The sequence below is a fragment of the Ruegeria meonggei genome, assembly GCF_900172215.1.
GTDB lineage: Bacteria > Pseudomonadota > Alphaproteobacteria > Rhodobacterales > Rhodobacteraceae > Ruegeria > Ruegeria meonggei.
This window is the reverse complement of sequence record NZ_FWFP01000001.1, coordinates 288,337-311,043: the sequence shown is the minus strand read 5'-3', so window position 1 is coordinate 311,043 and position 22,707 is coordinate 288,337. Positions and strand designations below refer to the sequence as shown.

At 58.2% G+C, this 22,707-nt stretch carries 19 protein-coding genes; 10 read left to right on the top strand and 9 right to left on the bottom strand.

The features are described from left to right. Positions 1 to 81: 81 nt before the first annotated feature. The 5 genes from RUM8411_RS01505 to RUM8411_RS01485 all read right to left on the bottom strand — a co-directional run bounded on the left by RUM8411_RS01505 (position 82) and on the right by RUM8411_RS01485 (position 4,369). Entirely contained in the window at positions 82 to 891 is an 810-nt protein-coding gene (locus RUM8411_RS01505) for a M90 family metallopeptidase (protein ID WP_085820864.1), read from the bottom strand. A gap of 121 nt (positions 892 to 1,012) precedes the next feature. Beyond that, complete coding sequence (locus RUM8411_RS01500) at positions 1,013 to 1,513, bottom strand: bactofilin family protein (RefSeq protein ID WP_085820863.1); 501 nt, start codon at positions 1,511 to 1,513, stop codon at positions 1,013 to 1,015. Then, positions 1,503 to 2,828 carry a M23 family metallopeptidase gene (locus tag RUM8411_RS01495; RefSeq protein ID WP_085820862.1) on the bottom strand — a complete coding sequence of 442 codons (1,326 nt, stop codon included), beginning with the start codon at positions 2,826 to 2,828 and terminating at the stop codon, positions 1,503 to 1,505. Before RUM8411_RS01495 ends, RUM8411_RS01500 begins: the two co-directional genes overlap by 11 nt. A 182-nt stretch (positions 2,829 to 3,010) precedes the next feature. Then, positions 3,011 to 3,823, bottom strand: a complete 813-nt coding sequence (locus tag RUM8411_RS01490; RefSeq protein WP_085821077.1) for a ferritin-like domain-containing protein — start codon at positions 3,821 to 3,823, stop codon at positions 3,011 to 3,013. An 84-nt stretch (positions 3,824 to 3,907) separates the two neighbouring features. Continuing rightward, a complete protein-coding gene (locus RUM8411_RS01485; RefSeq protein WP_085820861.1) occupies positions 3,908 to 4,369 on the bottom strand; it encodes a peroxiredoxin in 462 nt (153 codons plus the stop codon). A 68-nt stretch (positions 4,370 to 4,437) separates the two neighbouring features. Here RUM8411_RS01485 and RUM8411_RS01480 point away from each other — a divergent pair, with 68 nt between their 5' ends. The 4 genes from RUM8411_RS01480 (at position 4,438) to RUM8411_RS01465 (ending at position 10,986) form a co-directional block, all read left to right on the top strand. Next, complete coding sequence (locus tag RUM8411_RS01480) at positions 4,438 to 7,824, top strand: YhdP family protein (RefSeq protein WP_234995105.1); 3,387 nt, start codon at positions 4,438 to 4,440, stop codon at positions 7,822 to 7,824. Between the two features lie 44 nt (positions 7,825 to 7,868). Continuing rightward, positions 7,869 to 8,915, top strand: coding sequence for a tRNA preQ1(34) S-adenosylmethionine ribosyltransferase-isomerase QueA (gene queA / locus RUM8411_RS01475; RefSeq protein WP_085820859.1), 1,047 nt, complete (start codon positions 7,869 to 7,871; stop codon positions 8,913 to 8,915). Between the two features lie 111 nt (positions 8,916 to 9,026). Continuing rightward, the gene (locus RUM8411_RS01470) at positions 9,027 to 10,298 is read left to right on the top strand and encodes an MFS transporter (RefSeq protein ID WP_085820858.1); all 1,272 of its coding nucleotides are present in this window, start codon (positions 9,027 to 9,029) and stop codon (positions 10,296 to 10,298) included. Between the two features lie 109 nt (positions 10,299 to 10,407). Further along, complete coding sequence (locus tag RUM8411_RS01465) at positions 10,408 to 10,986, top strand: DUF924 family protein (RefSeq protein ID WP_085820857.1); 579 nt, start codon at positions 10,408 to 10,410, stop codon at positions 10,984 to 10,986. On the opposite strand, the gene RUM8411_RS01460 is transcribed toward RUM8411_RS01465, so the two are convergent. Then, the gene (locus tag RUM8411_RS01460; protein ID WP_234995104.1) at positions 10,983 to 11,447 is read right to left on the bottom strand and encodes a hypothetical protein; all 465 of its coding nucleotides are present in this window, start codon (positions 11,445 to 11,447) and stop codon (positions 10,983 to 10,985) included. The two genes, RUM8411_RS01465 and RUM8411_RS01460, sit on opposite strands and share 4 nt — an antisense overlap. Before the next feature lie 186 nt (positions 11,448 to 11,633). Between RUM8411_RS01460 and lpdA the strand changes: the two genes are divergently transcribed. Continuing rightward, on the top strand, positions 11,634 to 13,028 hold the full coding sequence (lpdA, locus tag RUM8411_RS01455; protein WP_085820855.1) for a dihydrolipoyl dehydrogenase: 1,395 nt from the start codon (positions 11,634 to 11,636) through the stop codon (positions 13,026 to 13,028). Between the two features lie 141 nt (positions 13,029 to 13,169). Here lpdA and RUM8411_RS01450 read toward each other — a convergent pair whose 3' ends face one another. Continuing rightward, positions 13,170 to 14,555, bottom strand: a complete 1,386-nt coding sequence (locus tag RUM8411_RS01450; protein ID WP_085820854.1) for a M20/M25/M40 family metallo-hydrolase — start codon at positions 14,553 to 14,555, stop codon at positions 13,170 to 13,172. Between the two features lie 322 nt (positions 14,556 to 14,877). Between RUM8411_RS01450 and hemA the strand changes: the two genes are divergently transcribed. From hemA to RUM8411_RS01430, 4 genes are all read left to right on the top strand, one after another. Continuing rightward, positions 14,878 to 16,101, top strand: a complete 1,224-nt coding sequence (gene hemA / locus RUM8411_RS01445) for a 5-aminolevulinate synthase (RefSeq protein ID WP_085820853.1) — start codon at positions 14,878 to 14,880, stop codon at positions 16,099 to 16,101. 128 nt (positions 16,102 to 16,229) lie between these two features. Beyond that, complete coding sequence (locus tag RUM8411_RS01440) at positions 16,230 to 17,441, top strand: helix-turn-helix domain-containing protein (RefSeq protein WP_085820852.1); 1,212 nt, start codon at positions 16,230 to 16,232, stop codon at positions 17,439 to 17,441. 71 nt (positions 17,442 to 17,512) lie between these two features. After that, positions 17,513 to 18,634 carry a flavodoxin-dependent (E)-4-hydroxy-3-methylbut-2-enyl-diphosphate synthase gene (ispG, locus tag RUM8411_RS01435; RefSeq protein WP_085820851.1) on the top strand — a complete coding sequence of 374 codons (1,122 nt, stop codon included), beginning with the start codon at positions 17,513 to 17,515 and terminating at the stop codon, positions 18,632 to 18,634. Between the two features lie 102 nt (positions 18,635 to 18,736). Next, positions 18,737 to 19,306, top strand: coding sequence for a hypothetical protein (locus RUM8411_RS01430; RefSeq protein WP_085820850.1), 570 nt, complete (start codon positions 18,737 to 18,739; stop codon positions 19,304 to 19,306). A 37-nt stretch (positions 19,307 to 19,343) separates the two neighbouring features. Here the strand turns inward: RUM8411_RS01430 and RUM8411_RS01425 are convergent, their stop codons facing one another. Both RUM8411_RS01425 and RUM8411_RS01420 read right to left on the bottom strand, forming a co-directional pair. Further along, the gene (locus RUM8411_RS01425) at positions 19,344 to 20,102 is read right to left on the bottom strand and encodes a DsbA family protein (protein WP_085820849.1); all 759 of its coding nucleotides are present in this window, start codon (positions 20,100 to 20,102) and stop codon (positions 19,344 to 19,346) included. Continuing rightward, complete coding sequence (locus RUM8411_RS01420) at positions 20,099 to 21,481, bottom strand: M48 family metalloprotease (RefSeq protein ID WP_085820848.1); 1,383 nt, start codon at positions 21,479 to 21,481, stop codon at positions 20,099 to 20,101. Before RUM8411_RS01420 ends, RUM8411_RS01425 begins: the two co-directional genes overlap by 4 nt. On the opposite strand from RUM8411_RS01420, the gene RUM8411_RS01415 reads away from it, so the two are divergent. Beyond that, positions 21,480 to 22,643 carry a pyridoxal phosphate-dependent aminotransferase gene (locus RUM8411_RS01415; protein WP_085820847.1) on the top strand — a complete coding sequence of 388 codons (1,164 nt, stop codon included), beginning with the start codon at positions 21,480 to 21,482 and terminating at the stop codon, positions 22,641 to 22,643. The genes RUM8411_RS01420 and RUM8411_RS01415 overlap by 2 nt on opposite strands. The last annotated feature ends 64 nt before the right edge of the window (positions 22,644 to 22,707 follow it).

The window sequence follows — 22,707 nt, the reverse complement described above, 5'->3', positions numbered from 1 at the left end:
TCCTGAAAACAATAGGTTTCAGGGTAACTCAAAAAGTTGTTTTCGCGAAATTGCCTGCAATCAAGGCTGTGTGGCAGGGGCTCAGCGCCAGGTGACGGGGTCCAGCCGGAACAGTTTGGACAGCTGCTCGTACACTTCTGGGACGGCCCTTTTCAGTTGCTGGGGCTGTTCAAAGAACACCTCGACCGAGACGGCAAAGAACTCTTCGTGGCCCGTCGCACCATAGGGGTCGATGACTGTCGGCTGGCCATGCTCGACGGCGCGGACATGGGCGTCATAGGCAGTCAGGAACACGCTTTCCCATTCGGCAAAGCTCTGCCCGTTGCTCAGGATCGGGACACCGTTGGTGCCGCCGGACAGGTCATCAATCTGATGGGCAAACTCGTGCAGCACGACATTCTGGCCGTCCCGGTCATCCAACGCCCCTTGCGCGCTATGAGACCAAGACAGGATCACCGGCCCACGGTCCCAGCTTTCGCCGGTACGCACGATCTCTTTTTCGCTGACGACATAGCCGTCCTGCCTGCGCTGTCGGGACTTAAAGGCGCTGGGATAGATCAGGATGGTGGTCAGATGGTCGTACCACAGGTCGCTGTTGACGATCAGCAGGCAGGCCTGCGCGGCAATGGCTAGCTGCATCTCTTCGGTAACGTCCAGCCCGTCACAGCCAAAAAAGCTGACCTGGTCCAGAAACAGGTTGACCTTGCCATCCAGATTGGCCCGCAAATCGGTTGGAAGTCGCCGAACAAGCGGCACCTGCAGGTCGATGATGGCGCGTTGATGGTCTGTCAGGGGGGTGGCCAAAAGCTGATGGCGGGCCTGGGATTTGGACCAATGGCGATACAAAAAAAAGCCTGCGACCATCAGCAGAAGGGCAAAAAAGATCAACATGTCAGAACTCTATACGGACCATTCTGGGCTTGGAACCGGAATTTATGATCAAGTCAGCCCGTTAAATGAAAAACGCCGCAGGCTAGGCTGCGGCGCTTTGCTCGTCTGATATCGCTTGGCGTTACTGCTTGACTTCAGCCGCCGGGTTGGCACCCGATTTGCCGCTGCGGCCCGGGTTCAGCGGGTCGTCCTGACGTTGTACGGAGCCTTCGAAATGCGCGCCGCTTTCGATTGCGATGGTCTTGTGGATGATGTCGCCTTCGACCCGTGCGGTCGAGGTCAGGCGCACCTTCAGGCCACGGACGCGGCCTACGATGCGGCCATTTATGACTACGTCATCGGCAGTGACTTCGCCTTTGATCGTCGCGGTTTCGCCGATGGTCAGCAGATGTGCGCGGATATCGCCTTCGACCGTGCCTTCGACCTGAATGTCACCCGACGTCTTCAGGTTGCCGGTGATGTGCAGGTCAGAGGACAAAACCGACGCCGGAGGCTTGGGCTTGGGCGCGGTGCTGGCCTTGGTTTCCGCCGGTGCGGGGGTTGCCGGTGTGGCCGGAGCGGCAGGCTTGGCTGCCTCGGGGGCGTTGGTTCCGGGCTCGTTGATTTTGCTCTTAGAAAACATTTCTCGCAGCCTTGATGTAAGTCATTGGGTTAACTGGTTTTCCGTTTGCACGCACCTCATAGTGCAGATGCGTGCCGGTAGACCGTCCGGTGCTACCCATATCAGCAATATGATCCCCGCGCGAGACCCTTTGACCAACCTTGACCCGTATCTTGGTGTTATGGGCGTAAAGTGTCTCAATTCCAAACGCGTGCCTGATTTTTACCAGACGTCCGAAACCGGACTGCCAGCCCGCGTGCGTCACCACTCCATCGGCGGTTGCAAAGATGTCCGTTCCTGTTGCTCCGGCGAAGTCCACACCGTTATGCATGCGGCGGCCACCGGTTTTGGGATCACGCCGGGTGCCAAAACCGCTGGTGAACCGCACGACGGAATTCACGGGGCTGGCAAAAGGCGCTTTTTCGGCTGCAATACGGTACAGGTTCAGCTGATCCATCTGTTGCAGCAGAGTGTTTGCGCGGATCTCGTCGGGGGTCAGGTCCTCACCGCGCGTGCTGAAGGATAAAGGGGTCAGCGGGCCGCCCATACCGCTGTATCCGCGCCGCACTTCTTCGATGATGCGGTCGGTGGGCATACCGGCCTGGCGGAACATCTTGTCCAGCGGTTCGACCGAGATCACCATGGCCTCTTCCAGCTGGCGGAAAATCTCATCGCTGCGTTCCTGCATCAGCTGGATTTCCAGCTCAAGCTCGTCTCGCTGGTCCAGCGCGTTCTGGGCATTGGCGGCGATCTGATCGCGTTCTTCGGCAGTACGGACCAAAGCCTCGGTCATGAAACCCATCTGCTGGGGGGCTGCGGCCGAAGCCATATACATGTCGCTGTCACCGCCATCCTGCTGCATTTTGGCCAGCTCGGTCCGGGCATCTTCGCGCTGTTTCATGGTGGCGCGCAGGGTCGTCTGGATGACTTCGATTCCGGTTTCCAACTCGCGGCGGCGATTTTCCGATGCCAACAGTTCCGATTGCATCGCCGAGATCTGCTCCAGCGCCGCATTAAAGCGGTCTTGTGCTGCCAGAGCTTCATGGGCGCGCGAGTCGCGCTCTGTCGATAGGATATTCAGGCGGTCTTGATAGGTCGCCTGATCGCGTTTTGCCTGTTCCCGGAAATTGCCTGATCCGATGCTATCCATCAGCAGGATTGCCGTTGCAACCGTGGTCCAGCCAACGATCACTGCAACCCCGGCGACAGCAAATAACTGAGTTTCCGAACTGAGTCGGATGAACCGTGTGTCATTGTCAGATTTCAGAAAGACCCGGCGTTCCGGGAAATGCCGCTCGAGCAGCGAGTGTAATTTGATTGCAAGACGGGTTCGCACGCGTCCTTACCTCTCATCCCCAAGATCGGGACCGGTCGTGAGCGATAGCCGTCCCTTGGGCGAAGTGCATAGAGGTCCCGTTTGATTTGGGCAAGTTTGTTAACCAGTTCACACAACAAAGGGTGTTATTCCAGCCAATTCTCGGCGGGAAATTGCCGATAACGTCAACTTGAGCGTGTTTATTACGCTTGGCCGGGCGGCGGCAGGTCTTCGGTCAGGGGCCAGTAGAAATCAGGCGGTAGCCCGGCCTCCGCGCGTTTTTCCTCGTTGAAAGGTGGTTTCAGCACCCCGTGGAAATAGCGCCGGACCAGTTTGTGGAATACTTCTTTGGGGTCGGCATTCTCGCGTCCGCACAGAAAGTGGAACCATTTTGAACCATAGGCGACATGGGCGACCTCTTCGGCATAAATCACTTCTAGCGCGGCAATAGCTTGATCGGCCTTTGCCTTGCGAAAGATGTCGATCATGCCGGGCGTTACGTCCAGCCCGCGCGCTTCCAGCACCATGGGCACAACCGCCAGCCGACCCATCAGGTCTTGGGTGGTGTCTTCGGCGGCCCGCCACATACCGGCATGGGCGGGCAGGGCGCCGTAATGGCTGTCCATCTGTTCCAAACAGTCGCAGACCATCTCGAAATGGCGTGATTCTTCTTCGGCGCATTTGACCCAGTCATCGTAGAAACCAATGGGCATCGGGACGTGACCGAACCGAGCGATGATGTCCCAATGCAGGTCAACGGCGTTCAATTCGATATGAGCAACCGCGTGCAGCAGGGCGACGCGGCCAGCAGGAGTGCCGGGTTTGCGTTTTGGAACTTCGCGGGGGGACAGCAGCTCGGGCTGATCCGGACGGGCGGGTTGCAGTGGAGGGGTGGCTGTTCCGACCTCAATTGCGGGGGCCTCACCCTTTCGGGACGCAAACCACGCGGCGGCATGGCGTTTGGACAGGGCGGTTTTTTCCCGCCCGTTCGCCGTGTTCAGAACTTCGGTCGCCATCTGGGTCAGGGTTTTGGGCACCAGCACTCTCCGATTACTTGGATGCGCGGGTCATAAACCGGATGGCGACCGTGGTCGAGAGGGTCACAGGGCGCGCACGGCCTCCAGAACCTCATCAACATGGCCGGGCACTTTCACCTTGCGCCAGGCATGGGCGATCTTACCGTCGCTGCCAATCACAAAGGTCGACCGCTCGATCCCCATCGACTTGCGACCATACATGTTCTTTTCGACCCACACGCCATAGTCCTCACAGACCGAAGACCCCTCGTCCGACAGAAGCGGCGTGGTCAGGCTGTGTTTGGCGACAAACTTGTCATGCTTGGCGACACTATCGCGCGAGATGCCGAAAACTTGAGCGCCCACATCCGCAAAGGCTTGAAGTTGTTCCGAGAAACCGATGGATTCCTTGGTGCAGCCCGGCGTATCATCGCGGGGATAGAAGAACAGAACGACGGTGCCGCCGCGCAGGTCTGACAGCGTCACCTCGCCGCCTCCGTCGCGGGGTAATGTGAAATCAGGGGCGATGTCTGTAACGTCGGGCATTGGAAACTCCGCTAAAGTTTTTTATGGGCTGCCCGACATCATAGGGCGGTGTCGGCGGGTTGAAAGGCGTGGATAGAAAATTGGTGCAGCACAAAGACAGCAGTGCGACGCAGCCGGAGAAACCTCCGCGCCGCCGGTCGCGCCGTCGAAAGGCTGCGCATTGGTCGCTTGGGACCACTCTGTCCGTTGGTCTATTGGTCCTCGCAGGTTGGTTCTTTCTGTTTGGACAGAACTTGCACGCGCCGGAATGGGTCAAGAAAAAGGTCGAGCAACGGCTCGAGCACAGCCTCGGCGGGCTGCAGTTTCGTTTTGGCGACGCCAGTTTCATCGTGAACGAAGATTGGCGCCCCCGGATCAGGCTGACCGATGTGACAATCAGCGATGCCGCGGGTCAGCAGATTGCCCAGGTGGCGGATATGCGCACACGCCTGTCCATGCGCGGGTTGCTGAGGGGGCAGATCCGACCACGGCGCATCATCCTGAGGGATGCGCAGATCGCACTGACGCGCGGGGTGGATGGGGCGCTGTCGCTGACGGTTGGATCGGGCAGTGCCCCGGTGCAGCAGGCACCTGACCTGGCGCAGCTTATCGAGGCCTCGGATGACGTTTTCCTGTCTCCCATCCTGTCGGGTCTTAGATCGGTTGAGCTGGAATCGTTGACGCTGGACTATCAGGACCTGCGGCTGGGGCGGGCCTGGGTTTTTGACGGCGGCCACATCACGATGACCCGCAGCGGAGATGAAATGCGGCTCGCCACCGGGTTTTCCATTTTGACCGGCCGTGACTATGCCAGTTCGATCGAGGCCAACTATACCAGCGTTCTGGGTACGCCGCAGGCACAGTTCGGGTTTACCATCACCGACCTGCCGGCCGAGGACCTTGCCAGCCAAAGCCTTGCGCTGTCCTGGCTGCAGGTTCTCAAAGCGCCAATTTCCGGGGCCCTGCGCGGTAGTATCGACGGCAACGCCGCGCTTGGGCCGTTGTTCGCAACACTTAACCTTGGGTCGGGTGCGGTGCAGCCGACACAGGAAACACGGCCCATACCATTCGATTCAGCCCGGACCTACTTTACCTATAATCCCGTTCAGCAAGAGCTGGATTTTAACGAAGTGTCTGTGGTCTCTGCCTGGGGATCAATAAAAGCAGAGGGCAAAGCGTTCCTGCAGGGCATAGAAAACGGTGCGTTGGACAGCCTGACGTCGCAACTGCGGCTCAGCAGCATTAACATCAACCCCGCTGGCCTGTTCCCGGAACCGCTGAAACTGGCGCGCGCGGATCTGGATATCCAGATGAAGCTGAACCCGTTCGAGATGCGGCTCGGGCAGATGACGGTTGAAGATGCCGATCACAGATTGTTTGCCACAGGGCAATTGATTGGCAAGCCAGAGGGCTGGGCGGCCAAACTTGACGCTCATCTCGACAATATGGATTCGGATCAGTTAATGAATTACTGGCCCGAGCTGTTGGCGCCAAAGCCAAGGCTTTGGGTGACCGAGAACGTGTATAAAGGGCAATTATCGGACGTTGATTTTGCGTTGCGTCTGCAACCGGGTAACAAGCCAGACATCTATCTGGACTTTGGTTTCGATGAGGCGACGATCCGCTTTGCCAAAACCTTGCCGCCGATTCAGAACGCACAAGGTCAGGCCAGTCTGATCAACCGCCGGTTTACCGCCACTGCCGAATCTGGCGAAGTCATCGCTGATGAAGGCGGTGCCATCGATGCCTCCGGCACGTCGTTCATAATCCCGGATACCGGTATCAAGAAGCTGTCGCCATCAATCACACGGATCAGTGCTGTTGGCAGCACGACGGCTGCATTGTCGCTGCTGGACCGGCCCCCGCTGGAACTGCTGAGCAAGGCCGGCCTGCCGGTAGATCTGGCATCGGGTCAAGTCAGCCTGACCGGCACCCTGTCATTGCCGATGAAAAAGGGACTGAAATTCGAAGAGACCGAGTTTCACTTTCTGGGCGAAATCGGTGACGTGCAAAGTGACCGTCTGGTGCCGGGCTTTTCGGTCAGCGCGGACCGGCTGAAGCTGACTGGCGATCAAACCGCAGTGGAAGTTGCCGGGCAGGGGCTGTTTGGCGACGTACCTATGCAAGCTACCTGGCGGCAACCGATCGGAGGCACCGAACCTCAGCGCAGCGAACTGACCGGTCAGATCGAACTGTCCCCTCGGCTGATGACCGAGATCAAGGCTGGCCTGCCGCGGGGTATGCTGACCGGCAGGGGCAGCGCCGAGCTTACGCTGGGCATCGGCGCGGGCGAGCCGCCGAAACTGACGGCCACATCCGACCTGTCAGGTGTCGCACTGGCCATTCCTGAACTGGGCTGGCGCAAAGGGCCAGGCACAAAAGGAACCATGACAGTTGCGGCGACCTTGGGCGATGCGTTGCGTGTGGACGAACTGAAACTTGACGCCGCGGGACTGCGTACAACAGCATCGATTTCCTTTGCAGCCGGAAACTTCGAGCGCGTTGAGTTCAGCTCGTTCGAGGTGGGAAACTGGCTGGCGGTCCCGGCTGAACTGGTCGGCCGTGGCACTGCCGTTCCCGATATCCGCGTTCTGGGCGGCGTCATTAACTTGGGGCTGGCAACGTTTGGCGATGGTGGCGGTGGCGGCGGAGGAGGCTCGGGTAACGGGCCTAAGCTGGACGTTGTACTGGATCGCTTGCAGGTAACTGAATCCGTGGCGCTGACCGGCTTTACCGGCGCGTTTCAAACCACTGGAGGAATTACGGGTGCTTTTTCCGCCAGCGTCAACGGCGGTGCCCCCGTGCGCGGGCAGGTTACCCCGCGTGCAGGCCGCAGCGCTGTTAACCTGACCTCGGGCGATGCGGGCGCCGTGTTGCGATCAGCCGGTTTGATCACCCAGGCGCGCGGCGGGTCTCTGGACCTGCAACTGGAACCAGTGGCAGGCCCGGGAACCTATGACGTCATCCTGAAAATTACCAACACGCGGATCACGGACGCCCCGGCCATGGCTGCACTGCTGAACGCCATCAGCCTTGTTGGGTTGATAGATGAAATGGCGGGGCAAGGTATCTTTTTCTCAACCATCGAAAGCCGTATGCGGATCACCCCGACCGAGATCAAAGTCCTCAGCGGCAGCGCTGTAGGCCCATCGATGGGGCTGTCCTTTGACGGCACGATCGATACGGTGGCCGGACTGCTGAACCTGCGCGGCGCGATTTCTCCGATCTATCTGGTGAACGCGATCGGCAGCGTCTTTACCAAAAAGGGCGAGGGTGTGATTGGCTTTAACTACACCCTGACAGGCCCGCTGACCCAGCCGAAAGTTGCAGTGAATCCGCTATCCGGTCTGGCCCCGCTGTTCCTGCGCAATCTGCTGAGGAAACCGGCGCCCACGGTCACTGACGGGCCAAATGCTCAACGCCCGAAACCGGACAAGCCGAAACGGACGTATGGGGCCCCTGAATCGGAGCGCTGAACGGGGATGTGGCCGAATCTCATAAGTCCCTGTATGGCGCGCCCATGAAACTCAGCGATTTCGATTTCCACCTGCCCGAAGACCTGATTGCCACGCGGCCCGCCAGCCCGCGCTCCTCAGCGCGTCTGCTGGCCGCCAAAGGGGACGCGATTGCGGATGCGCATGTCTATGACTTGCCCGATTGGCTGCGTTCGGGGGATCGGCTGGTCCTGAACGACACCCGCGTGATCCCGGCACGTCTGAACGGGCGGCGTCACCGCAACAGCGCACAGGGCCCGGTGTCCGCCGCGATTGAGGTCACGTTACTGGACCCCCAAGCTGATGGCACCTGGGCGGCACTGATCAAGCCGCTAAAAAAGGTAAAGCTCGGCGAAGAGATCCGGTTCTCGGACGATCTGAGCGCTACGCTGGATCGGGTCGAGGACGTCCAGGCCCATTTGCGTTTCAACCTGACGGGCGAGGATTTCGACGCGGCGCTGGAACAGGCCGGTGCAATGCCTTTGCCGCCTTATATTGCGGCCAAACGCCCGGCGGATGAACAGGACAAGTTCGACTACCAGACAATATGGGCGCGCTATTCCGGAGCGGTTGCCGCGCCCACGGCCTCTCTACACTTCGACGCTGCATTGATGCAGGCACTGTCGGCGCGCGGGATCACGTTCAGCCATGTCACCCTACATGTCGGCGCAGGCACCTTTCTGCCGGTCAAGGTCGAGGACGTGACCACTCACAAGATGCACGCCGAATGGGGTAGGGTCAGCGCCACCGCAGCAGAGGAAATCCGCGCCACCAAGGCCGCTGGAGGGCGCGTGATACCCGTCGGCACCACCGCGCTGCGCCTGATCGAAAGCGCTGCGCGCTCGGGTCAGATCGAACCGTGGGAAGGTGAGACCGACATTTTCATCTATCCTGGGTTTCAGTTCCATGTCACCGATGCGCTGATGACCAATTTTCATTTACCGAAATCTACGTTGTTGATGCTGGTTTCTGCCCTGATGGGGCAAGACCGAATGCGTGATGTCTATGCGCACGCAATCGCGCAGAAATACCGTTTCTTTTCTTATGGCGATGCGTCGCTTTTGATCCCGTAAGGGGCGTGTTGTCGGGATCGGATCGTGGCAATGTCGTAGACAAGCGGGCTCAGAGCCGTTTTTCATATCAAAACGAATCCAGAGTTTAGTCGGCATTTCACGGAGGCCCCAATGATTCAGGTCCTGTCCAGCGCGTGGGCGCTTCTTCTTGGTATGGGTCTGCTGATGGTCGGCAATGGCCTGCAGGGCACTATCCTCGGCGTCCGGGGTGAGATCGAGGGGTTTTCGACCCTGCAGATGTCTTTTGTGATGTCGGCCTATTTCCTGGGCTTTCTGGGCGGCTCGCGCCTGGCCCCCGAGATGATCCGGCGCGTAGGGCATGTGCGCGTGTTTGCAGCGCTGGCCTCGTTTATCTCAGCGGTGATGATCATGTACCCGCTGCTGACCGATCAGATCGCGTGGATTCTGGGCCGTGTGATCATCGGGTTCTGCTTTTCCGGCGTGTATGTCACGGCTGAAAGCTGGCTGAACAATGCTGCCAGCAATGAAAATCGCGGGCAGGCGCTTTCGCTTTACATGATCGTGCAGATGACGGGAATCATCAGCGCCCAAGGTTTGATGCTCATTGGCGATCCAAATGGGTACGAGACATTCGTAATTGCATCCATTCTGGTTTCAGTGTCATTCGCGCCGATTTTGTTGTCCATTTCACCTACGCCCGCGTTCGACACAACCAAACCAATGACATTGCGTGAGTTGATGGGAAAATCACCGCTGGGCTGTGTTGGGATGTTCCTTCTGGGCGGTGTATTCTCGGCACAATTCGGTATGGCTTCGGTTTACGGCGCGCGTGCTGGTCTGTCGCTGGTCGAAATCTCGACCTTCATTGCGACGTTTTACATTGGGGCGGTGGTGCTGCAATACCCGCTGGGATGGTTCTCGGATCGGATGGATCGGCGTTTCCTGATCATGTTGGCGGCCATCACCGGCGCCTGCGGATCTGTTGCGGGCATGATGTTCGGGGTGAATTTCCCGATCCTGCTTGTCGCGTCTTTTGTGATCGGCGGTATGTCAAACCCGCTTTATTCCTTGCTTATTGCGCATGCCAACGACTTTCTCGAACACGAGGATATGGCCGCGGCGTCGGGTGGGTTGATCTTTATCAACGGCACGGGGGCCATCGCGGGGCCGCTGATCACCGGTTGGCTTATGGGAGATGCGGTGTTCGGGCCAGCAGGGTTCTTCCTGTTCATTGCAACGCTACTCGTCTTGATAGCGTGTTATGCGTTGTATCGCATGACACAGCGCGCGGCGATCCCGGTTGACGAAACCGGAACGATGTCTCCGCTATACCCCACGGCCTCTCCTGTTGCGTTGGAAGTGGCACAGGAAGTCGCCATCGAGGCCGCCGAAGCCGAGCAGGAATCGCAAGATGTTGCCTAGCACACAGAAATATGTCGCAAGTGTTGCAATTTTTTACTGTCACAAATCTGTAAAACGGCATTAAATGACGTTACGTCCCTGGGGAGGGCAACACGACGGAGTTAGGGCAATGGTAGGTCCTGAAGAAGTATTGAGTTTTTGGTTAGATGAGGTCGGTCCCAAGGGTTGGTATCTACAGGACGACGCTTTGGATGCTGAAATTCGCGAACGGTTTTTGACCACCTGGCAAGCCGCGAGTGAAGGCAGGTTTTCTCTCTGGTTAACCTATCCAAGCGGATCATTGGCGTACGTCATTCTGATGGATCAATTCCCACGTAACATGTTCCGTGACAGCGCCAAGGCGTTTTCGTCGGATCGTGCTGCCTTGTCGGCTGCGAAATGCGCTGTGGACAAGGGCTGGGATCTGAAGATCGACGAACCGGCGCGGCAGTTCTTTTATCTGCCGATGATGCACTCGGAAAACCTGTGTGATCAGGAACGCTGTGTGCGCCTGATGTGTCAGAACATTAACGACAGTGATTCAAGCAACCTGTTGCATGCGCGCGCGCATCGAGAAGTGATCCGCCAATTTGGTCGTTTCCCTTATCGCAACGAAGCGCTGTCTCGTCCCATGACCGAGCATGAGGCGGCGTATGTTGACATGGGTGGGTACGGTGTAACGGTGCGAGAACTTCAAGCTGCCGGCTAGGACGCCGGCACACATCCACGAACCGCAGTGATCCGGTCGGCGACCACGTCGGCTGCATTTTCTATGGCTGTGTTAATAAGCAGGCCAGGAGTGTCCATGAGCTCAGCAACCCGCTGCTGCGAGGTCTGCATCTGTTGCTCCAACGCGTCAAGCTTGGTCAGGGTATCGGAAATCCGTTGCGCCGCGGCGCTGTTTTCCGTGATATCCGATACCTGAAGCGCGGCAAGGTCACTGCGCAGCGCTGTAAGTTCTCCGCGTACGCCCTGAATTTCTGTTCGCAGCGGGGCAACGATTTGGACCTTCTCCGCGAAAACTGTGGTCACATCTTCAACGGTCGAGGCAAGTTTCCATCCCAAAAACAAGCACAGTGCTAATAGAATGAGCGTGGCGTTCAGCAGGGCAAGCAGCAAATTCTTAAGCGTTCTGGCCATGGTAAGACTTTCAAATAACTTGGTTTCCACAAATGCCAGGGATGCCCAGCCCCTATCTTCTAGCCATTGAAACCTGCCCGGTATAGGCTGAAAACTGCATGACACTCATGTGTTGACCCGGCGTCCGTTTTGTCGCGGCGGGATAGTATTGATGCGTTTTGCAATTTAGTTTAATGGTAAACTAAATCTTCAACCGACCTGTGCCGAGAGGGAAGCATGGCTGCAAATTCTTTTGATCTGATCGTAATCGGCTCGGGTCCGGGTGGGTACGTTGCCGCCATCCGCGCGGCGCAGTTGGGCCTGAAAACAGTTGTTGTCGAACGAGAGCATCTGGGAGGCATCTGCTTGAACTGGGGTTGTATCCCGACCAAAGCTCTGCTGCGCTCGTCCGAGGTGTTCCACCTGATGGAGCGCGCCAAGGATTTTGGCCTGAAAGCGGACAAGATCGGCTATGATCTCGACGCCGTTGTCAAACGCTCGCGCGGGGTTGCTGCGCAGCTTTCGGGTGGAATTGGACATCTGCTGAAGAAAAACAAAGTCGCCGTTGTGATGGGAGAGGCCACGATTCCCGCCAAGGGCAAGGTTTCTGTCAAAACCGACAAAGGGACCGAGGAACTGACGGCTAAGTCCATTATTCTGGCCACTGGCGCACGCGCCCGTGAATTGCCGGGGTTAGAAGCCGATGGAGATCTGGTCTGGACCTACAAACACGCGCTGCAGCCGCCGCGGATGCCGAAAAAGCTGTTGGTTATCGGCTCGGGCGCGATCGGGATCGAATTCGCCAGTTTCTATAATACACTGGGTGCTGACACGACCGTGGTCGAGGTCATGGACCGTGTGCTGCCGGTCGAGGACGCGGAGATCAGCGCCTTTGCTAAGAAAGCGTTCGCCAAACAAGGCATGACCATCATGGAAAAGGCGATGGTCAAGCAGTTGGATCGTGCCAAGGGCAAGGTTACTGCGCATATCGAAGTTAAAGGGAAGGTCGAGAAACACGAGTTCGACACCGTGATTTCCGCTGTTGGAATTGTCGGCAATGTCGAGAATCTGGGGCTGGAAGCTCTGGGCGTCAAAATCGACCGAACGCATGTGGTGACTGATGAGTACTGTCGCACTGGTGTCGATGGGCTCTATGCCATTGGCGACATCGCGGGCGCACCGTGGCTGGCACATAAGGCAAGCCATGAGGGCGTGATGGTGGCCGAGTTGATCGCGGGCAAGCACGCACATCCGGTAAAGCCCGAGAGCATCGCCGGTTGTACATACTGCCAGCCGCAAGTGGCGTCGGTCGGATACACCGAGGCAAAAGCCAAAGAGCTGGGCTATGACATTAAGGTCGGCCGCTTTCCGTTTATCGGCAACGGCAAGGCCATCGCCTTGGGTGAGCCCGAAGGCATGATCAAGACCATCTTTGACGCCAAAACCGGAGAGCTTTTGGGCGCCCATATGATCGGCGCTGAAGTGACGGAACTGATCCAGGGTTATGTGGTCGGGCGCCAATTGGAGACAACGGAGGAAGATCTGATGAACACAGTCTTCCCGCACCCGACATTGTCGGAAATGATGCATGAAAGCGTGCTGGATGCCTATGGCCGCGTAATTCACATGTGATCAATGCAGGGACGGGGGCTCTGCCCCCGCCGCGCTGCGCGCGACTCCCCCGGGATACTTGAGGCCAGATGAAGCGGCGGATCCGAACTTCATCTGGCGATAAATATCACGGAGCGCGAGGCAGAGCCTCGCAAATGATGCTTAGGTGGTCAGTGCGTCCAGAATACGGGCCCAGGACCGAATGCCTTTGTGAAAGCTCTTCACGTCGTACTTTTCATTCGGTGAGTGAATGGCGTCGTCGTCATTGGCGAAGCCGACCAGCATCGAATCCAACCCAAGTTCCGTGTTGAAATATCCAACAACGGGAATTGAGCCGCCCATCCCAGTGAATACAGCCTCGCGGCCCCATTCGTCAGACAGCGCGCCGCGCGCGGCCTCGAATTCGGGGCGATCCAGATTCATTCCCGACGCAGGGGCGCCCTCAAGATCATTGTCCCATTCAACTTTCGCATCGGGTGAGAGGTTCTGTTGCACATGCGCTCGGATTTTGTCGCGCAGCGCGTCCGGGTCCATATCGCCCACCAGGCGGCAGGTAATCTTGCAATGCGCCTGCGACGGGATCACCGTTTTGGATCCTGCTCCGTTATAGCCGCCCCACAGGCCGTTCACTTCCAGCGTTGGACGGGCCCATTGTTGCTCGAGGGTCGAGTACTCTTTTTCACCATGAGGCTGCGTGTATCCAACCGAGCTAAGGTAGTCGGCCTCATCAAACCCGCAGCCTTGCCATTGACGCAGTTGTTCTGCCGGGACCTCGTGGACACCGTCATAGAAGCCTTCGACAGCGACGCGGCCTGTTTCGTCGTCGTAGAATGAGGCCACGATTTTGGACAGTTCCCTCAGGGGGTTCAGGCCTGGACCGCCGTAATGGCCGGAATGAAGATCAATACGCGGGCCGATGATAGTGAACTCGTCCTTTAGCATGCCGCGCAGCTGTGATGCGATCGACGGAACGCCGCGCGATACCATCGACGTATCGCAAACCAATGCCAGATCGGCCTTCAGCTCGGCCGCGTTTTCGCGCAAGAACGGAACCAGAGAAGGAGACCCCGATTCCTCTTCGCCTTCGAAGAAAAAAGTGATGCGGCAGGGCAGAGCGCCGTGAACGACCTTCCAGGCGCGGCAGGCCTCGACAAAGGTCATCAGCTGCCCCTTGTCGTCTGACGATCCGCGCCCACGGATCACGGGGCCGTTTTCGGTGTCTTCAATGGCAGGGTCGAACGGATCGCGATTCCACTGGTCCAGCGGGTCGACCGGCTGCACGTCGTAATGTCCGTAAAACAGGATATGAGGGGTATCGTTGTCCTCTCCGACATGGCCAACCACCATGGGATGGCCCGTCGTTTCACGCTTTTCTGCTGCGATTCCAATACTTTTCAGATCAGCCACCAGCCAGTCAGCGGCCTGGCTGACCTGAGTGTCATAGGCCGGATCAGTCGAAATAGAGGGAATGCGCAACAGCTCCATCAGGCGGTCGATCGAGGTTTGAAGATCAGCATCAATGCGGTTCAAAACAGCGTCCAGAGACATTGGGGGCTCCTGCTTGGGTATGGTTTGGCCGAACCCTATCAGCGCCACCGGCGTCGTCCAGTGCGCTTTACCGCAAATATGGTATAATATCGGAAACATAGTGCAGGTGCCTGCGTCGTTTCCTCACGTCGCAAAGCCGTAACTATACTTGTCGACTAGGTTCCAAACCGGTATTTGATGCAAATCAATAATGTGGTTTGCTTGTCGTCTATAAGTTGGCGGTACAAGGAAGCGCGTTGGTGTCAGGATGGATTCGTCCGTGCTGTTACTGCGGGAGACGCCTGGTCGGTGCGAATAGGGCTGGGCACGTAAGGAGACATCGGTGGACTATACTGCTCAGCTCGATACTGCGATTGCCAGGCTGCATGACGAAGGTCGCTACCGGACCTTCATCGACATCGAACGCCGGAATGGTCACTTTCCGCATGCCGTTCGAACACGGTCGGACGGGTCACAGCAGAATATCACCGTTTGGTGTGGCAATGATTATCTGGGCATGGGCCAAAACCCTGTTGTTCTGAACGCCATGCACGAGGCCGTTGATGCCGCCGGTGCCGGGTCGGGCGGCACGCGCAACATCTCGGGCACCACGGTCTATCACAAACAGCTTGAGGCCGAACTGGCTGATCTGCACGGCAAAGAGGCCGCACTGCTTTTCACCTCTGCCTACATTGCCAATGACGCCACGCTGAGCACATTGTCGAAACTGTTTCCCGGCCTGATCATCTATTCCGATGCACTGAACCACGCGTCGATGATCGAAGGCGTGCGTCGCAATGGCGGGTCCAAACGTATCTTCCGCCACAATGACGTCGCCCATCTGCGGGAACTGCTTGAGGCAGACGATCCGGCGGCACCCAAACTGATCGCGTTTGAATCGGTCTACTCGATGGATGGCGACTTTGGCCCTGTCGAAGCACTGTGTGATCTGGCGGACGAATTTGGCGCGCTGACCTATATCGACGAAGTCCACGCGGTTGGTATGTACGGCCCCCGCGGGGGCGGCGTGACCGAACGTGATCGGCTGGCGCATCGCATCGACATCATCAACGGCACGCTGGCCAAGGCGTTTGGCGTCATGGGCGGCTATATTGCAGCCAGCGCCAAGATGTGTGACGCCGTGCGGTCGTACGCGCCGGGCTTTATCTTTACGACTTCGCTGCCGCCGGCGGTTGCGGCGGGCGCGGCGGCTTCGGTTGCGTATCTTAAACATGCGCCCGAGCTGCGCGAGCAACATCAGACCCAGGCCAAGATCCTCAAGCTGCGACTAAAGGGGTTGGGGATGCCACTGATCGATCATGGCAGCCACATTGTGCCGGTTATGGTCGGCAACCCAGTGCACACCAAAAAGCTGAGCGATATGCTGCTGGATGATCACGGCATTTACGTTCAGCCGATCAATTTTCCCACCGTGCCCCGCGGGACTGAACGCCTGCGATTCACCCCGTCACCGGTGCACGGACCCGACGAAATGAACCGTTTGGTGCACGCGATGGACGAACTTTGGTCACATTGTGCGCTAAATCGCGCCGAACTTGCCGGATAACCTCACGCCAAAGTGTGCAACGAGAATGTCGCGTGTTAAGCTTACGCTAACAAAAGTATCGGGCGAATCGTTAAAAGGATGATTCGCCGTTAGCGTGAAACACGCACAGGCAGAATGGGGCAGCAGGGATGATTGGGCGCAGATCTCAGCGCGATTCCGAAGACGACACCGAAGTCAGGCCAAAGGGCTTTGACGATTATGAGGTGCGTCTGGGCGACAGGATGCGCGGCGAACGCGCGACCATGGGCAAATCGCTGCTGGATGTTCAGCGAGAGTTGAGGATCAAAGCCAACTACATCGCAGCCATCGAAGATGCCGATCCTGACGCATTCGATACACCCGGCTTCATCGCCGGGTATGTGCGTTCTTATGCGCGTTATCTTGGCATGAATCCCGACGACACATTTGCAACATTCTGCAAGGAAAGCGGGTTCGAGGTTGCGCATGGCATGTCCGCCGAAGCTTCGGTTGTTCGTAAATCGGCCGGTGGCCTGCCAGCGCGCGGACCGATGGGGCGGGATCCGTTTATCTCTCCCAACACGCCCTACATTCCGGGCAGGGAATCTTTGGTTAGCCAGATAGAACCACGTGCGATCGGTTCGTCGTTGGTTCTGATGGCCGTGATCTGTGGCATCGGCTACGGTGGCTGGGCAGTGCTGAACAAAATTCAGCAGGTTCAGGTCAGCCCGGTCGAACAGGCACCTGTGGTTCTGTCGGACCTCGATCCGCTGGACGCCGTACGCAATACGGACAACAGCGATGTTGCCGCCGTCGAAACCCCAAGTGCCGAGGCATTGGATCGGTTGTACCGCCCTCAGGCTCTGGACGTTCCGGTTCTGGTGGCCCGCGATGCACCAATTTCAACTCTGGACCCGCGTACGGTAGGGACATTCCAGCCGCAGGAACTGCCTCAGGTTCAGATCGCTGAAATTCACACTGTTGAACGTCCGGCGCTGCCCCAGGTGGTTGAACAAGTCGATACAACGCTGAAAATTGTTGCCGTTGATCCCGCCTGGATGCGCGTCACCGCAGCGGATGGCAGCATTATTTTCGAAGGCACTTTGGGCACCGTCGAACAGGGCAGCGTGTTTGAGGTTCCTCTGACAGAAGAACCGCCACTGCTGCGCGCTGGTGCGTCAGGGTCGGTCTATTTCTCGATGAACGGCAATCACTTTGGCCCGGCAGGCGCGCCAGGCACAGTGGCCAAAGGCGTTGTTCTGTCCAAGGATGCTGTCTCTGACATTTATGCGGTTGCGGATCTTGAGGCAGACCAAAACAGTGCGCTCAAGCAACTGGTGGCTGAACTTCAGGCGCAGGTCGAAGAAACCCCGGCCGAGTGATCTAGCCATTGCGATGCCCCGGTAGGCGGACTATCTAAAGACGCAACTCAGCCTGTCTTGGACCTGTTCCCATGTCGCTCAATCACGTTCGTCCGTGGCGCAATATCTATCGCCGCAAATCCCGTCAGATCATGGTCGGAGACGTTCCCGTCGGGGGGGACGCACCCATTGCCGTTCAGACAATGACCAATACTCTGACCACGGATGTGGCGGCGACAGTTGCGCAGGTGCAGGTCGCTGCCGAAGCGGGCGCAGACATCGTGCGGGTTTCTGTCCCGGATGAGGCGTCTTCGAAGGCCCTGAAGGACATCGTGCGCGAAAGCCCGGTGCCGATTGTCGCCGATATCCATTTTCATTACCGCCGCGGGATCGAGGCAGCCGAAGCCGGAGCGGCTTGTTTGCGTATCAACCCGGGCAATATCGGTGATGAAAAACGCGTCAAAGAGGTTATCAACGCCGCAAAGGACCACAATTGCTCGATCCGGATCGGAGTGAATGCTGGCAGCCTGGAAAAGCACCTGCTTGAGAAATATGGCGAACCTTGCCCCGATGCGATGGTCGAAAGCGGGCTGGAACATATCCGCATTCTACAAGATAACGACTTTCACAACTTCAAGATCAGCGTGAAGGCCAGCGATGTCTTTTTGTCTGCGGCTGCCTATCAGGGCATTGCCGAGGCCACGGATGCGCCAATCCATCTAGGTATCACCGAGGCCGGCGGGCTCGTGTCCGGCACGATCAAGTCAGCCATCGGATTGGGCAATCTGTTGTGGATGGGCATCGGCGATACGATCCGCGTCAGCCTGTCAGCCGACCCGGTCGAAGAGGTCAAGGTCGGCTTTGAAATCCTGAAATCCCTGGGCCTGCGCCATCGCGGCGTGAACATCATCTCATGCCCATCCTGCGCGCGTCAGGGGTTCGACGTGATCAAGACCGTCGAGGCGTTGGAGCACCGGTTGGAGCACATCAAAACACCGATGAGCCTGTCTATCATCGGCTGCGTCGTAAATGGCCCCGGTGAGGCGCTGATGACCGATGTGGGCTTTACCGGCGGTGGGGCGGGATCGGGTATGGTGTATCTGGCAGGCAAAGCCAGCCATAAGATGTCCAACGATCAGATGATCGACCATATCGTCGAAGAGGTCGAGAAAAAGGCAGCAGAGCTGGATGCCGTGCAAGAGGCGGCGGAGTAGGTCTTAACCCGGGGTTCTGCTTCACAGAGAGCTGCGCCATGATGCGGCCTGAATTGCGGCTACAAGTGGCAGCAACGAACCCAATTCCCGGAGCAGTGAACGTTGAAACTCAATACAATTTGCGCGGGGCTGCTGGTCGCCGCGTTGGCTGCCTGCAGCAGCCCGTCAAATGACTATGACAAGCGTCCAAGCTTTATTCATGTCCCGGTGCCTCCGACGCAGGGAACGCAGCTTGGATATTTGTCCGTCAACGTCACGGGGTGGAGCCAGAATGGGACCACAACACGAACCGATGTGCGGATCAGCCCGGGTGGCAAAGGTAAACCAAAAGGTAGTCTGACGCCGGTTATGACAGTTGATCCACAACTGACTTCTCGGGTTGCATTGTCATTGCGCGACGGTAAAGACGCGAATGCAGCTTTTGCTTTCGCGCAACAGATTGCGCGCGCGACCTATTGTCCGTCGGGTCCGATCACCGAAAATACCGGGATCCGTAAATACTCCGACCCCCAGGATTTGCAGGTGATTCTAGCTGAAAGTCAGCGGCAGGGCCGTGATGTCATTCCAGCTGGGATCAAGGGTGAAACAATTCCCGCGACCCACTTCAGAACGGATGGCTCTCCGACGTGGGTCGTGTCGATGAAATGTGACGCGCCTTACCCTTACGATTAAAGTGTGAAGGGGGCGGTCGTCGGTCCGCCCCCTTCATTTAGCCTTGTTCGGCGCGGACGCCGTCGACGATTTGCAGCATTTGGTCGGCGGGCAAGAAGCCGCGCAGCATCTCGGTGCCCAGTACAAAGGACGGTGTCCCTGAGATGTTCATCCGCTGCGCCAGCTCGCGGGTCTGGGTGATCTCATCCGTCACCTGATCGCTGTCCATCGCCGCCAGTATGGCATCGCTGTCCAGCCCCAGCCCGTCCGAGATACGGCGTAGGGTCACCTCAGAAGGCTCTCCGCTGAACTCCAACAGCGCGTCATGCACCTGTTTATAGGCGTCATCGCCCGCCACGTGCTTGGTGGCAACAGCGAACCGAGAGGACAGGACCGACGCATCCCCCAGAATGGGCAGTTCTTTGATTACCAGACGGATATTGCCGTCCTCTGACAACAGGTTGGCCACTTCGGGGACCGCGCGGCGGCAATAGCCACAACGATAGTCCATGAACTCTACCAGGGTGATATCACCGTCCGGATTGCCACCAACCCAGCTATAGCCGTCGTTGAACAGGGCATCCGCGTGGGCCGCGACCAGCTCCTTGTCGGCAACCGCCTCGGCCTCGGCGTTGCGTTGCTCGAGGATGTTGATCGCCTCGATAATCACCTCGGGGTTTTCCAGCAGGTAATCGCGAACCTGTTCGCCAAACTCTGCACGTTCCGCATCGCTCATGGCATTCAGGTCCAGGGCCTGCACAGGGCCCGTGATCAAGGAAAGCCCCAGAAGGGCCGGCACAGCGTGTCTGAGGATCATTTCCGTTTCCTTTTCTTTTTCTTGGCGTTTTCAGAGGCAATGAACACATCCTGCGCCCTTTGCCAACCAGGTGAGCCTTCGGGCAACTGCCCCATGGCGCGTTTTGCGTGGATACCTGCATCTTCTAGCCGGCCTTGCAAGGCATACCGTTCTGCGGTGACAGCTGACGCCATACCGGTGTTCCCGACCTTGGCGTAGGCCATACCCAGGTCCTGCATTAGGCGCACGTCTCGGTAGTCTCGAGCACGGGCTTTTTCAAGCACTTGCAGGGCGTTCTTTGTGTTTCCCTGCGCCAGCAGCGCCCGGCCATATCCCGCCAGGATCAGGGCATCGTTTGGCGCCATGTCCACGGCCTGGCCATAGGCTGTAACTGCGTCTTGTACATGCCTGTTTTCCAGCAGTATTTGACCTTTGAGTTCGTAATAGAACGGATCATCCGGGCGAATGGCCAACGCCTGGTCAATTGCCGCGCGGGCTTTTGCAAGGTTGCGGTTCTGGTGGTGGGCCGCGGCCTCGCGCATCAGGCGAATATCTTGCGCGTTTTCCTCTTTGGAACGCCGCAAGGTCCAATTGGGCGACCTGAGGAATGCAGACAGTTTCCCTTTGACCCGGGAAAACCAGTAATCTGAGTTTTGATTAGCAACAGCCCAATCTTCGAACTCGGCCATAAACGCCTCGGCTGCGCGCAGACGCTCGCGGCTGGTGGGGTGGGACCGCATATACGGGTCCTGATTGGCATAATTCAGCAATTCCTGCCCTGCAAACTTGCGATGCAGCGCGACCATCCCGCTGGGTGAGATTCCCGCCAGCCTGAGATAGCTGGCAGCGCTTCGATCGGCCGAGGATTCCTCGGCCCTTGTATGGCCCAGAAAACTGCGCAGCGCGGCCGAGGATGTTCCTGCGGCTATACCCGCGGCGGCTTCACCGCCGCCAGCGGCTGCGGCGACAAGGGCCAGTGCGGTGCCCAATCTTGCTTTGCGCTGCGCCGCCCTGAGGTTTTCAACCCGCCTGGCAAGGTGACCGTTGGCGATATGGGCGGCTTCATGCGCGATGACAGCTTGTAACATCTCGGGGCTTTCGACGGTCAGGATCAGGCCGTAATTCAGGTAGATCGCGTTGTAATCTATGACAAAAGCGTTGAACGTGCTGTCATTGACGACCAGAATACGCACCCGGTTGGTGTTCAGACCAGCAGCGCGCAGAACGGGAAAGGCCAGTTCGCGCAGCCCGTATTCGATATCGGCGTCCCGGATCAGGCCTTGCGCCGCGCTTTGAACAGCGCCGGTCATCCATGTCACTGCAACCAGCAACAAGGCCGGGATTGACGCCAGCCTGGATACACGTTCAAAAGCCATGGCTGCAACATGGGAGATGGGCATGAGAAACTCAACCCGGTCCGGGGTCGATCCCTTTATCGTGATGGACGTGATGGAGGCTGCGCGACAGGCCGAAGAGGCCGGGCGCCACATCATTCATATGGAGGTCGGCCAGCCAGGAACCGGCGCCCCCAAAAGGGCGGTAGCGGCCCTTTCCAAAGCGATGGAGCAAGGCCCGCTGGGTTACACGGTGGCCTTGGGCCTGCCAGCGCTGCGCCAGCGGATCGCGCGCCTGTATGGCGAGTGGTACAATGTCGATCTAAATCCCGAACGTGTGGTGATCACGCCGGGCTCGTCTGGCGGGTTTCTGCTGGCGTTCACTGCGCTGTTCGACAGCGGGGATCGCGTGGGCATCGGTGCGCCGGGATACCCCTCGTACCGGCAGATTCTCAAGGCGCTGGGTCTGGTGCCGGTTGATTTGCCAACCGCGCCCGGCAACCGCCTGCAACCGGTACCTGCGGACTTCACTGGTCAGAACCTGCAGGGCCTCATGGTTGCATCCCCGGCAAACCCAACCGGAACCATGTTGAACCGCGCCTCGATGGGCGCACTGATCGAGGCGGCGCACGGGCAGGGTGCCTCGTTCATCAGTGATGAGATTTACCACGGCCTGGAATACGAGGCCAAAGCCGTCACGGCACTGGAGCTGACGGACGAATGCTATGTGATCAACTCGTTCTCCAAGTATTTCTCGATGACAGGGTGGCGCGTTGGCTGGATGGTGGTGCCCGAGGATCAGGTACGTGTGGTCGAGCGGATCGCCCAAAACATGTTCATCTGTGCCCCTCATGCCAGTCAGGTGGCGGCGCTGGCAGCGATGGATTGCGACACAGAGTTGCAGGCCAATCTGGACGTGTATCGGCGCAACCGGTTGTTGATGCTTGAGGGGCTGCCCAAGGCGGGATTCACTAATATCGCACCGCCTGACGGGGCGTTTTACGTCTATGCGGATGTCTCCGACCTGACCGATGACAGCCGCACCTTTGCCGCTGAAATACTAGACAAAGCTGGGGTGGCCGTCACGCCGGGGCTGGATTTTGATCCGGACCGGGGGCATCGGACATTGCGGTTCTCGTATGCGCGATCCACGGCGGATATTGAGGAAGGGCTACTCAGACTACGCCGATTCATGGCCCAGCGGTCTGCGATCACGGAACAGGTCTGACCCGTTCACAAAACTGCCGGTATGCGATAGGCTGCCGACCAAACGATCTCGGGAAAACTTGAGG

Excerpts from the sequence above, each read along its gene's own strand:
- RUM8411_RS01500 (WP_085820863.1), bottom strand. The coding sequence starts at position 1,513 with ATGTTTTCTAAGAGCAAAATCAACGAGCCCGGAACCAACGCCCCCGAG.
- RUM8411_RS01470 (WP_085820858.1), top strand. The coding sequence starts at position 9,027 with ATGATTCAGGTCCTGTCCAGCGCGTGGGCGCTTCTTCTTGGTATGGGT.
- RUM8411_RS01440 (WP_085820852.1), top strand. The coding sequence starts at position 16,230 with ATGATTGGGCGCAGATCTCAGCGCGATTCCGAAGACGACACCGAAGTC.
- RUM8411_RS01505 (WP_085820864.1), bottom strand. The coding sequence starts at position 891 with ATGTTGATCTTTTTTGCCCTTCTGCTGATGGTCGCAGGCTTTTTTTTG.
- RUM8411_RS01415 (WP_085820847.1), top strand. The coding sequence starts at position 21,480 with ATGAGAAACTCAACCCGGTCCGGGGTCGATCCCTTTATCGTGATGGAC.
- RUM8411_RS01450 (WP_085820854.1), bottom strand. The coding sequence starts at position 14,555 with ATGTCTCTGGACGCTGTTTTGAACCGCATTGATGCTGATCTTCAAACC.
- lpdA (WP_085820855.1), top strand. The coding sequence starts at position 11,634 with ATGGCTGCAAATTCTTTTGATCTGATCGTAATCGGCTCGGGTCCGGGT.
- queA (WP_085820859.1), top strand. The coding sequence starts at position 7,869 with ATGAAACTCAGCGATTTCGATTTCCACCTGCCCGAAGACCTGATTGCC.
- RUM8411_RS01425 (WP_085820849.1), bottom strand. The coding sequence starts at position 20,102 with ATGATCCTCAGACACGCTGTGCCGGCCCTTCTGGGGCTTTCCTTGATC.
- ispG (WP_085820851.1), top strand. The coding sequence starts at position 17,513 with ATGTCGCTCAATCACGTTCGTCCGTGGCGCAATATCTATCGCCGCAAA.
- RUM8411_RS01420 (WP_085820848.1), bottom strand. The coding sequence starts at position 21,481 with ATGCCCATCTCCCATGTTGCAGCCATGGCTTTTGAACGTGTATCCAGG.
- RUM8411_RS01490 (WP_085821077.1), bottom strand. The coding sequence starts at position 3,823 with ATGGCGACCGAAGTTCTGAACACGGCGAACGGGCGGGAAAAAACCGCC.
- RUM8411_RS01465 (WP_085820857.1), top strand. The coding sequence starts at position 10,408 with ATGGTAGGTCCTGAAGAAGTATTGAGTTTTTGGTTAGATGAGGTCGGT.
- RUM8411_RS01485 (WP_085820861.1), bottom strand. The coding sequence starts at position 4,369 with ATGCCCGACGTTACAGACATCGCCCCTGATTTCACATTACCCCGCGAC.